Here is a 12,462-nt window from a genome sequence, read left to right on the forward strand (position 1 = left end):
CTCCGCCCTACCAGCTTCCGCTAATACCTTCGTGATAGCCGCTGTTAATGTCGTCTTACCATGATCAACGTGACCTATAGTCCCTATGTTTACGTGCGGCTTATTCCGCTCAAACTTTGCCTTAGCCATCTCTTCCCTTCCATTACTAACTAGTTTGTTTACTTTCTAATATCTTTGACTTTTCTTTATCAATTATTACGACGCTTTTTTAATTACTTCATCAGCAACATGCTGCGGCACTTGTGAATAATGCGAAAATAACATAGTATATTGCGCACGACCTTGTGAAATTGATCTAAGGTGATTCACATAACCAAACATTGCTGCTAATGGAACGATAGCATTAATAACTTGCGCATTTGCACGATGCTCCATACCTGTCACTTGACCACGTCTTGAGTTTAAGTCACCAATAATATCACCCATGTACTCATCAGGTGTAATAACTTCCACTTTCATAATTGGTTCTAGTAATTTAGCTCCTGCTTTTTGCATCCCTTCTTTAAAGGCAGCTTTAGCAGCGATTTCAAACGCAAGAACACTTGAATCCACATCGTGGAACGCACCGTCTGTAAGAGTTACTTTAAAGTCTATCGCTGGGAATCCCGCTAAAATTCCAGTTTCTTTAGCAGCTTCTAATCCTTTTTCTACACCAGGAATATATTCTTTTGGTACTGCACCACCCACAATTTTTGATTCAAAGTTAAAACCTTGACCTGCTTCTTGAGGTTCGAAAGTAAGTTTAACTCTCGCATATTGACCTGCACCACCACTTTGTTTTTTATGAGTATAATCAATATCAGCAGATCTTGTAATAGTTTCTCTATACGCTACTTGAGGAGCACCAATATTAGCTTCTACTTTAAATTCACGACGCATACGATCAATAATAATTTCAAGATGCAATTCGCCTTGCCCTTTAAGTACAGTTTGACCAGTTTCTTGGTCTGTCTGAACTTGTAATGACGGATCTTCAGATACAAGTCTTTGTAAAGCCATAGCCATTTTTTCTTGGTCAGCAGTAGTTTTTGGTTCTACAGCCACTTCAATTACTGGCGCTGGGAAATCCATTCTTTCTAAAATTATAGGTTTATCTTGATCACATAATGTGTCACCAGTAGTAGTATTTTTAAGCCCTGCAAGCGCCACAATATCACCTGCTTTAGCTTGCTTAATATCTTCTCTATTATTCGCATGCATAAGTAACATACGACCAATTCTTTCTTTATTATCTTTAACTGTATTAATTACAGTAGTTCCTGAATTTAATGTACCTGAGTATACACGAATAAATGTAATAGAACCAACAAATGGATCGTTTAATACTTTAAATGCAAGCGCAGAAAACGGCTCTTTTTCATCAGCTTTACGAGTTAACTGCTCTTCCTTATATGGATGAACACCTTCTACTGCTGGCACATCTAATGGGCTTGGTAAATAATCAACTACTGCATCTAATAATGGCTGGACACCTTTATTTTTAAAGGCGCTACCACAAAATACAGGCACAAATGAACGAGTTACAACACCTTTACGAATACACTTCTTAATATTTTCTACTGAAATATCTTCACCGTTAAGATACTTTTCCATTAAAGCATCATCCATTTCAACGGCAGTTTCAACTAATTTAGCATGATACTGTTTAGCTTTTTCAGCTAAATCATCCGGTATATCAACATAATCAAATTGGGCACCAAGGCTATCATCGCGCCATACAATACCTTTCATTTCTACTAAATCAACTACACCTCTAAATGTATCTTCTAATCCAATAGGAAGTTGCATAACAACTGGACGCGCACCTAATCTATCCACAATCATATCTACGCAACGGAAGAAGTTAGCACCAACCCTATCCATTTTATTTGCAAAACAAATTCTTGGAACATTATATTTATCTGCTTGACGCCATACTGTTTCTGATTGAGGCTCAACACCTGCAACCCCATCGAATACTGCTATAGCACCATCTAAAACTCTCATTGACCTTTCAACTTCAATTGTAAAGTCTACGTGACCTGGCGTATCAATAATATTAATTCTATTATCTTTCCAAAATGTAGTAGTAGCCGCTGAAGTGATAGTAATACCTCTTTCTTGCTCTTGAACCATGTAGTCCATGGTCGCCGCACCTTCGTGCACTTCACCTATTTTGTGTGATTTACCTGTATAATAAAGTATTCTTTCAGTAGTTGTGGTTTTACCTGCATCGATATGCGCACAAATACCTATGTTTCTATACATTGAAAGAGGAATCGCGTCTTTACTAACACCTGACATAATGAATTTACCCTTCTAAAAATACTACCAACTATAATGTGAAAATGCTTTATTAGCTTCTGCCATTTTTTCTGTATCTTCACGTTTTTTGAATGCGCCACCGCGCTTATTAAAGGCATCTAAAAACTCTTCTGAGAGTCTTTGTACCATTGATTTATTCCCACGCTTTTTAGAAAAAGTTACTAACCATCTAATAGCAAGGGAAGTAGAGCGATCCGCTCTTACAACAGTTGGAACTTGATATGTCGCTCCACCAACCCTACGTGATCTAACTTCTAATCTTGGCTTAATATTATCTAATACTTGGTTAAAAAATTCTACTTCTTGACCTTGCATCTTTAATTTTACACAAGCATTTTCAACTGCTTTATAAAATATTTTTTCTGCAACCGATTTTTTCCCTCTTTGGGTTAAACGGTTAATAAATTTTTGAAATGTAACGTTTTTATATCTAGCATCAGGATAAACTTTCCTTTTTATTGCTGCGCGACGTCTTGACATTAGTTATCACCCATTTTTTTTATTATTATTACTTAGGTTTTTTAGCACCATATTTTGAACGAGCTTGCTTACGGTCTTTCACACCTTGGGTATCACCTGCACCCCTAATGATATGATATTTCACACCTGGTAAATCTTTTACCCTTCCGCCCCTCATTAACACCATAGAGTGCTCTTGAAGGTTATGTCCTTCACCTGGAATATAAGCGATTACTTCCATACCATTTGATAATCTTAACCTTGCAACCTTACGAAGCGCCGAGTTAGGTTTTTTTGGTGTTGTTGTATATACGCGTGTACAAACACCTCTAACTTGCGGACACCCTTGCATTGCAGGAGCTTTTGACTTGTAAGTCTTTTGCTTCCTAGCTTTCCTTACTAGCTGATTTATTGTAGCCATTTAATCCTCTTATTTTCTAAAAAAGTAAGTAAAATACTATATTTTATTAACTAAGCTCAGGATATTAATTAAGTTGTAAGAGTTAGTCAAGCATTATTTAAGAGAAAACTGTACTAAAAGCATTTATCTTCTTAGGCATAAATTTAGAAGGGAAAAAGCCCCCTTTAATTATATTTCAAACTACTACTTATAGTTAATTTTGTTGTAAAATATGTTAACTATAATTAGAAATAATTTTTAATTTTTATTAACTTATTATTTATCTATTTATTTAGCCTGCATATATTAAATCTACCCTTTTTTTATCTTTATAATAAACAAATGTTTACACCTATTTTTTTCAAGTGTTTAAAAAATAATGGATAGCTAGTAGCAATATTTTCAATATTTTTTACTACTACATTTTCTTGGGCAATTAAGGAGAGAATTATAAAAGCCATGCTAATTCTATGATCTGAATATGATTCTATTTTGCAATTACCCTTTATTGTTTTATTTCCATGAATAATTAAATTATTATTTTTTATTGCGACTTCCACACCTATTTTAAGTAAATTTTCAAAAATCGCTTGCAATCTATTACTTTCTTTGTTTTTTAACCCTTCTAATCCTTTTAAAATTGACACTCCTTTTGCACATGCGCATGCACAAGATAAAATAATATATTCATCTACTAATGAAGGAAAAAGATCTTCCTCTATTTCAATTGCTTTTAACTCAGAACTTTCAACCTCTATATCATAAGAAACTTCATACCCATGGTCTTTTTGAGTAATTATTTTAATATTAGCGCCCATTAATTTTAAAATTTCGTAAACTTTAAATCTTTCTTTACTTCCTAAAATATTTCTTATTATAACTTTTGAGTTAGGAATAATTAGAGTACCTAAGGTTATGAAAAGCGCTGAAGATGGATCTCCTATTATATCCAATTCACGAGCCTTAATTGTTTCATGGCCTTTTATTCGAACTTGATAAAATTTATTTTCTTCTAAAACTTCAAAAGGGTATTCAAAATACTTTAAAAGAGTTTCTGTATGAGCACGCGACTTGTTTATTTCTACAACTTCACTTATTCCAGAAGTATTTATAGCACCAAATATTAAAGCTGATTTTAATTGTGCAGAACCAGTAGGAAAATGATAATTTACAGGAAATGAAGATTGAGCCCCTTTCATTAATAAGGGTAATAAATAATTATTCATTTCAAAAGTTGCACCAAAAAGGTTTAAAACTTCCGCTAATTTATTCATTGCACGATTTCTAAGACTAGAATCACCTGTTGCAAAAATTTTATAAGGGTATGATGCAAGCATCCCCAAAATTAACCTTGCAGTTGTGCCCGAATTATTGAAATTTAATACATCCTTAGGTTCTTTTAAGCCACCTATCCCCACGCCAGTAACATACGTTATTTCTTTATCGTGCTCAATTTTTACGCCTAAAGTCTTTAAAACTTGTATAGTGGTTTGTATATCAAATGATTGCAGTAAACCTGTAATAGCTGAAGTACCAATGGCGTTAGATGCTATTATCAAGCTTCGATGAGATAGCGATTTGTCACCACACATTCTTATTTCACCATTAAGGCTACCTTTGAATGGGGTGACAAATGCATTAGAATAATTTAATCCAATATTCTTTTCCATAAATCTCTAAGCAAAGATGAATTTTCACCTTTTTTAGATTCTGCACCAACTAATTCTTTGTGTTCTTCACCAACTGCATGAACATAATTATTCTGATTTTGCTGCGTATTGTTATAATTACCTTTATCGTTATTATTTCTTCTTTTAAATTTACGTGAAGATCTATGATGCTTATTTCTGTGCTGCCTTCTATATCCACCTTCTCTATTTACTTTAATAGGCTCTTCTATCATTTCAACATTATCAGGAGAACTTACTATTTCATGCGTTTCAGTCACACCTTCTTGCACTTCATATGAATTAAAACCTGGCTTATTTTCAGGTTGCTTATTATCCTGATTTCTATTATCCCGCTTAAAATTGTTATTACTTTTCTTTGTCCATTTAGAAGCCTTACGGAATTTATTATTAGGTCTGTCTTGCTTATTTTCATCAAATTCAACAGAAAAATTAAAGTCCATATCTTCTTGAGTTATTTCATTGTAATCCGACCCAGGTAATGAAGTAGCCTCAAAATATGATAATGGTGACCTTCTTACTTTATCAATTGAGAATTGCTCTGAATGCATCATATAATCAATATGGAAATTGATTTTACAATGAAAACGTGACTCAATACGTGAAATTTCATTTCGGTAGTTATTTAAAATATATACTATACTATCAGGAGAAGCATAGGTGTTTATTTCTTCATAATCACCATGAGATAATTCAGTTTCAATTGAACGCATAATATTTACTGACATACTTTCAATCGCTCTAACTCTACCTTTACCATTACAATGGTTGCATACAATGGTGTTGGATTCAAGCAAGCTTGGGCGCAAACGTTGACGTGAAATTTCTAATAATCCTAATGGACTAATTCTACTTAAATGAATTTTTGCTCTATCGTACTGTAAAGCATTTCGTAAAGTATTTTCAACTGCTGCTCTATTTTTAGATTCAACCATATCGATGAAATCGACTACTATAAGTCCTGACAAGTCTCTTAATCTCATTTGTTTAGCTATTTCTTCGGCAGCTTCTAAATTAGTTTTAAGGGCTGTTTCTTCTACATTTTTTTCAGAAGTTGATTTACCTGAGTTTATATCTATAGCGACTAATGCTTCTGTATGATTAATAACTAAATAACCTCCAGATGAAAGCGGTACTATTGGTTCATGTAAAGCAGTAATCTGGTCTTCAATGCCAAATCTCATAAGTAGAGGTGTTTTACCTTTATATTGCTTAACTTTATTAACATGATCAGACATTAAAAGTTTCATGAAATCTCTTGCAGTCTTAAAACCTTTTTCACCTTGAACCATTATTTCTTCAACATAGGTATCATAATTATCGCGGATACAACGTTTTATAACATCACCTTCGGCATGAATAAACGCAGGAACTTTAGAAGATAAAATTGTTTCTCTAATATTATTCCAAAGTTTTACCAAATATTCAAAATCACGTTTTATTTCGGCATTTGATCTATCAGCTCCAGCTGTTCTAATAATTACACCGATACCTACAGGCATATTTAAACTTTCAATTAATTCTCTAATTCTTTTTCTATCATCATTATTTGAAATTCTTCGAGAGATTCCACCTTGTCTAACACTATTTGGCATTAATACACAATAACGTCCAGCTAAAGAAATAAAAGTGGTAAGCGAAGCGCCTTTATTTCCTCTTTCCTCTTTAATAACCTGCACTAAAATTACTTGCCCTTTTTTAATTACATCTTGAATTTTAGGCTTTTTAACAATTAATGCTTCTACATTTTCAGGAATTTCTGTTAATAATTCATCTGTTTCTTCACTTAATGGAATAATTTCTTCTTCTGTTATTTCTACTCTTCTTTCTTCTGTACTTGCAGGCTCTCCTATAATATCAAAAATCTCAGGAGCTGGTTGCTCAACTACTAAATTATGAGCCTTAATTTCCGGCACTGACGCAGGAGGCTGATCATCCTCAGGTAAAAGACTTGGAGGAGTTAAAACTTTTGATTCAAGCATTTTCTTTAAGTTATTATCATCAGAAATTGGATCAGATGAACCATCATTTAGTGGTAAATAATAGTCTGGGTGAATTTCGGAAAATGATAAGAATCCGTGTTTATTAGGCATGTATTCAACGAAAGCTGCTTGCAAAGAAGGCTCAACTCTAGTTACTCGAGCAAGGTATATATTACCTTTTAATTGTTGCTTTGTAATAGTATCATAATCATAACCTTCTATATTTTTTCCGCTACATGTTACTACCCTTACCTCTTCTGGATAAGTGGCATCTATAAGTATCTTTCTGCTCATTATTTAATATCTCCCGATTTTTAACTGTATCAAATATATTCTTAATAAATTTCATTATTTTATTTTTGTAATGCGACCTACACATATGCGTAAATATAAAAAAAGGAATAATTTTTCCTAAACATAAAAAAGATTTTAGAGGCATATGGTTCACATTCTGATTTTTGATAGTGTATACCCAAGTTACTTGATGTTTTAAAATAGATATACAAAAATTTGTAATTGCTTGATTTAAAATAGCAATAAAGAAACTGTTTTCAAAAGCATAAAGCGCTATTTTCTTATTTGGAAAATGGAAAGTATAAAAATTCATTTAACTACCTGTAAGCTCTTTGCCTTAAAAACTGTTATAAAAATATCACATATATATATTAGTGAATAACCCTAAATAATCCAGAATATATTCAAATTTTTTTTTACTTATTTTTTTTGTATACTTGTACAAAAATATAAATGCAATTTTTTACTTTAAAATTTGCATTTAATAAAAATTATATTATTTAAATATCCATATATGCAAAATAGCAAATACTTTTTGCATAAATTTTTGTTAAAAAACAGTAATGAATAAAAGAATTTTTAAAACTTTTTACTTTTTAGTTGTAATTTTAGTAGTCAAGCTATCTCATGCCTCTACAATCACTAACATAAGGTGGTCAGATAATAATAAACAAACTAGACTAGTAATTGAAACAAGTGAGCTTCCTCATTATTCAATTGAAGAAAAGATCAAAGAGTTAAACCTTTATCTAGATCAAGGTAAAGTTAAAAATTTAAATTTAAAAAATAATCTTAATAATCATCCTAATAATATTAAAAATATTTATTTAAGTCAAAAAGGTAAAAAAACTGTTATAAATGTTAAATTACGCAACTCGCTTAATTTAAAACATTTTATTTTAGAGAAAAAACATAATTACCCTTTTTACAGAATAGTAATTGATTTTACACCTAATAATTCGCTTTCTTCTAAAAATATAATAAATGACAATTTTAATTCTAAACCTATTCATAAACAAAAAAACATTGAAAAGGTTGAACTTATTAAATTACCTGATTCTAACTCAAACATTATAAAAGAAAATAAAAACCAAGATATAAAGGCTATAAAGAAACCAGTTCATAAACCAGTAATTTTAATTGACCCTGGTCATGGTGGAAAAGATGCCGGTACCGCTGGAATTAATAGCGGCGTACAAGAAAAAAATATTACTCTAAAATATGCATTGGCACTTAAAAAATCTTTAGAAGCTAAGAAAAAATATCAAGTACACGTTACTAGAGGTAAAGATGAGTTTTTAAGTTTATCCAAAAGGGTACATAAAACTAAAACTTTAAATGCTGATTTATTTATATCTATTCATGCTGATTCCCATAAAGATCCCAAATTAAGAGGATTATCAATTTACACACTATCCGATAAAGCCTCAGATAGTGAAGCTGCGACTCTTGCTAAAAATGAAAATGAATATGAGATATTAACAGGAATAGATTTTGACGAAGAAAACGAAGAATTATCTAATTTAATTTTAGATATGATTTATCAAAAAAAGCAAAATCATGCTAAATTATTTGCAGGCATAATTGTAAAAGAGTTGCAAAAACATATAAAACTGCTTAACAATTCACACAGGTTTGCTAACTTCAAAGTTTTAAAAAGTAAACATGTACCTTCTGTCCTAATTGAGTTAGGCTATTTATCTAATCCTGAAGAAGAAAAATTACTAATGAATGAGGTGTATAAGAGGAAAATTATTATTTCACTTGCAAGCGCTATAGACCATTATTTTAACAACCATCAAAGAATTAACTAATATGTATAAACGTATATTTTATCTGATTTCACTAATAATTTTTTTCACGGCTGCATTAGGAATAGCTACTCTTACTTATTTAATTAATTATTATCACCAAGACTTACCAGATTATAGGCAACTTGAAAGCTATAACCCTCCAGCTGTAACTCGAGTATATAGTCATGACGGCAAATTAATTGCTGAATATTTTAAAGAAAATAGAATATTTGTTCCATTAAATATGATGCCAAAAAAATTGATTAATGCTTTTATTGCAGCAGAAGATCAGAATTTTTACTCTCACCCAGGAGTCGATTATACAAGCGTTGTTAGAGCTATTATTCAGAACATGTTAAATGTGGGACAAAATAAATCGTTAGTAGGTGGGTCTACTATTACACAACAGGTAGTTAAAAATTTCTTACTTACAAATGAAAGAACCATGGCTCGTAAAGTTAAAGAAGCTATTTTAGCTTTTCGTATTACACAAGTTTATTCAAAAGATCGAATAATTGAATTATATCTAAATCAAATATATTTGGGAAATGGCGCATATGGTGTAGCTTCAGCGGCTCTTTCTTATTTCAATAAATCATTGGATCAATTAACTGTTGCTGAATGCGCTTTTCTAGCTGGTCTCCCAAAAGCTCCTAGTACATACCATCCACGTAATAATTATGCTCGCGCAAAAGCTAGACGCGATTATGTAATTGATCGTATGTATGAAGAAAATATGATAACAGACGATGAAGCAAAAGATGCGATTAACAGTAAAATTCAAATAGCTTCTAAATCAGATATAATTATAACTCATGCCGATTATTTTGCAGAAGAAGTACGAAGATTTATTGCAGAAAAGTATGGTACTCAAATGCTTTATGAAGGAGGTCTATCTGTAACTACTAGCGTTATACCAGAATTACAGAATTATGCAGAAGCTGCTCTTAAAAAAGGTTTAATAAACTATGATCAAAGAAAAGGATATAGAAAACCTATTGCAAATATTGATATTACGAATCTCGAGAAAGAGCTAAAAATTCTTGAAAAAGATAAACGAATTAATAATTGGCGAATTGGAGCTATAACCAAACTTGAAGATAAAAAAGCTTATGTTACTTTTTCAAATAAACAAATAGCTACAGTTGATTTAGAAGATCATGCTTGGGTAAAAGCTAATATAAAATCTTTTACTGATATTTTAAAAATTGGCGATGCTATTTATATTGAAAAAGTAGAGAATAAAAATCTTCTTCGTCAAATACCAGAAGTTAGCGGCGCTATGATTGCTTTAAATCCAAAAAATGGCAAAGTGCTCGCTATGATTGGTGGATTTGATTATAAATTAAGTGAATTTAATCGTGCTACCCAAGCTTGGAGACAACCTGGTTCTACATTTAAGCCGTTTGTTTATCTTTCTGCTTTAGAAAAAGGATATACTCCAAATATGATTTTAGAAGATGGCCCTATAGAAATTTATCAAGGCCCTGGCCTTCCAATGTGGCGTCCTAAAAACTATAAAGGTGATTTCTTAGGTCCTATAACTCTACGTACAGGGTTAGAAAAATCAAGAAACACTATTACGGCTCGAATCTCACAAATGGTAGGTATGAGTAAAGTAGCTGAAGTAGCTCAAAGATTTGGCATATATGAAAATCCACCAAAGAATTTTGCAACCATTCTTGGTTCTCAAGAAACCACTTTAATTAAGATGATAACTGCTTTTGCCGCTTTTGCAAATTATGGCAAAATGGTAACTCCGAGCCTAATTGATTATATAGAAGATGGCTCAGGTAAAACTATATTTAATAGTTATGATGGAGAATGCATAGGTTGTAATTTAATCGAAGCCAATAAAGATACTATTGACGTCAAACCATTTATTAATAGGAAAGATAAAATAGCAACTGACGAACGTACTGCTTATCAAATGCTTTCAATTTTACAAGGAGTAGTTGAACGTGGCACTGCACAAAGAGCAAAATCATTAAACATACCACTTTTTGGTAAAACAGGAACTACTAATGATAGTAAAGACGTATGGTTTGTTGGCGGTAATAGAGATATAATTGTTGGAACATATATTGGTTACGATACACCAAGGGACTTAGGTCAAAGGGTAACTGGCTCAACTCTTGCATTACCTGTTTTCATTGATTTTATGGAAAATATTGCTAAAGAATATAATGAAACTGAATTCTATGTGCCAGAAGGTATAAGAATTGTAAATATTGACAGTCAAACAGGTCAAATCACACAAGCTGAAGCTGATGGTAGACATGTAATAAAAGAAGTATTTAAAATTGGTACTGAACCAAAAATTACTAATGATTTACTTCAAAATGAAGCTGAAGCTGATGAAAAAGAGAACACTAGCGAAGATTTAGAAGATAACGATGGAGTTTATTAATGGATATTAGTGTAGACAATCTTAAGGAGCAGGTAGAACAAATAATAGAACTGCTCGGGAGGTCACTTTGACCCGACAAAAACAGAAAAACGCTTACAAGAATTAAGTGAAATAGCAAATCTTCCTGATTTATGGAATGATCAGCAAAAAGCTCAAAAAATTCTAAAAGAAAAATCACATTTAGAAGCACGTTTAGAACATTTTTATAATTTTAAAAATACTTATAGTAACTTATTAGAATTAATTGATTTAGCTAAAGATGAAAATGATGATTCTTTGGTTGAGGAAGCTAAAAAAGAATTATTTCAATTATTGGAAAATTTAAAACGGGAAGAAGTTGAATGTTTATTTTCAGGTGAAGTAGATTCTAATAATTGTTTTATGGACATTAATGCTGGCGCTGGCGGAACAGAAAGTCATGACTGGGCAGATATGTTACTTAGAATGTATTTACGCTGGGCAGAAAAACATAAATTTAAAGCTGAAATTGTAGATCTACTTAATGGTGAAGAAGCAGGTATAAAATCTGCTACTATAAAAATTACTGGAATAAATGCATATGGATGGTGTAAGAGCGAAAGCGGGGTTCATAGACTTGTTCGTATTTCTCCCTATAACGCTGCTGGTAAAAGACAAACAAGTTTTGCAAGCGTGTATGTTTACCCTCTAATAGATGATACTATTAATATAGAAATTAATGAAAAAGATTTAAGAATTGATACTTATCGTGCTTCTGGGGCCGGCGGGCAACACGTTAATAAAACCGATAGCGCAGTCAGAATTACTCATTTACCTAGTGGTATTGTAGTCCAGTCTCAAAATGATAGGTCGCAACATAAAAACAAAGCCGAATGTATGTCAGTATTAAAATCACGGCTTTATGAGCTCGAACTTAAGAAAAAAGAAGAACAAGTAAATAGTTTAAGCGCTACGAAAACAGATAATAGTTGGGGTCATCAAATCCGATCTTATGTGCTTCAACCTTATCAAATGGTAAAAGACCTTAGGACTGACTATGAAACAAGTGATACTATTGGAGTCCTTGATGGTAACCTAGACAATTTTATGTCAGCTTACCTAAAGATGAAAGTAGGTAATCATTAAAGTTTTATTGTACGAATAAATGATTAAT

The 12,462-nt window shown here is 31.9% G+C and carries 10 protein-coding genes; 3 read left to right on the forward strand and 7 right to left on the reverse strand.

Going from position 1 to position 12,462, the window contains the following annotated elements; translation table 11 throughout:
* From tuf to J0H68_08810, 7 genes are all read right to left on the reverse strand, one after another.
* On the reverse strand, window positions 1-129 hold a 129-nt coding region (gene tuf, locus J0H68_08780), incomplete at its 3' end, for an elongation factor Tu (protein ID MBN8828787.1).
* Window positions 130-195: 66 nt separating this feature from the next.
* Window positions 196-2,283: an elongation factor G gene (gene fusA, locus J0H68_08785; protein MBN8828788.1), complete on the reverse strand. Its 2,088-nt coding sequence runs from the start codon at window positions 2,281-2,283 to the stop codon at window positions 196-198.
* A 24-nt stretch (window positions 2,284-2,307) separates the two neighbouring features.
* Window positions 2,308-2,784, reverse strand: coding sequence for a 30S ribosomal protein S7 (gene rpsG / locus J0H68_08790; GenBank protein MBN8828789.1), 477 nt, complete (start codon window positions 2,782-2,784; stop codon window positions 2,308-2,310).
* A gap of 28 nt (window positions 2,785-2,812) precedes the next feature.
* Entirely contained in the window at window positions 2,813-3,184 is a 372-nt protein-coding gene (gene rpsL / locus J0H68_08795; GenBank protein ID MBN8828790.1) for a 30S ribosomal protein S12, read from the reverse strand.
* Between the two features lie 308 nt (window positions 3,185-3,492).
* A complete protein-coding gene (gene aroA / locus J0H68_08800) occupies window positions 3,493-4,833 on the reverse strand; it encodes a 3-phosphoshikimate 1-carboxyvinyltransferase (GenBank protein MBN8828791.1) in 1,341 nt (446 codons plus the stop codon).
* Window positions 4,812-7,127 (reverse strand): Rne/Rng family ribonuclease, encoded by a 2,316-nt coding sequence (locus tag J0H68_08805; protein MBN8828792.1) that lies wholly within the window; start codon window positions 7,125-7,127, stop codon window positions 4,812-4,814. The genes aroA and J0H68_08805 overlap by 22 nt, the downstream gene beginning before the upstream one ends.
* A complete protein-coding gene (locus tag J0H68_08810; GenBank protein ID MBN8828793.1) occupies window positions 7,066-7,440 on the reverse strand; it encodes a hypothetical protein in 375 nt (124 codons plus the stop codon). Before J0H68_08810 ends, J0H68_08805 begins: the two co-directional genes overlap by 62 nt.
* 250 nt (window positions 7,441-7,690) lie before the next feature.
* On the opposite strand from J0H68_08810, the gene J0H68_08815 reads away from it, so the two are divergent.
* The 3 genes from J0H68_08815 to prfB all read left to right on the forward strand — a co-directional run bounded on the left by J0H68_08815 (window position 7,691) and on the right by prfB (window position 12,434).
* The gene (locus tag J0H68_08815; protein ID MBN8828794.1) at window positions 7,691-8,941 is read left to right on the forward strand and encodes an N-acetylmuramoyl-L-alanine amidase; all 1,251 of its coding nucleotides are present in this window, start codon (window positions 7,691-7,693) and stop codon (window positions 8,939-8,941) included.
* 1 nt (window position 8,942) lies between these two features.
* Window positions 8,943-11,330 (forward strand): penicillin-binding protein 1A, encoded by a 2,388-nt coding sequence (locus J0H68_08820; GenBank protein MBN8828795.1) that lies wholly within the window; start codon window positions 8,943-8,945, stop codon window positions 11,328-11,330.
* Window positions 11,330-12,434 (forward strand): peptide chain release factor 2 gene (gene prfB / locus J0H68_08825; GenBank protein ID MBN8828796.1). Its coding sequence is split into 2 segments (ribosomal slippage): window positions 11,330-11,398 and window positions 11,400-12,434, totalling 1,104 coding nucleotides; the frame shifts between segments, so codons are not numbered across the junction. Before J0H68_08820 ends, prfB begins: the two co-directional genes overlap by 1 nt.
* Window positions 12,435-12,462: the final 28 nt, after the last annotated feature.

Source organism: Sphingobacteriia bacterium (genome assembly GCA_017304685.1).
In the GTDB taxonomy this organism is placed as follows: Bacteria; Pseudomonadota; Alphaproteobacteria; order Rickettsiales; family 33-17; genus JAFKLR01.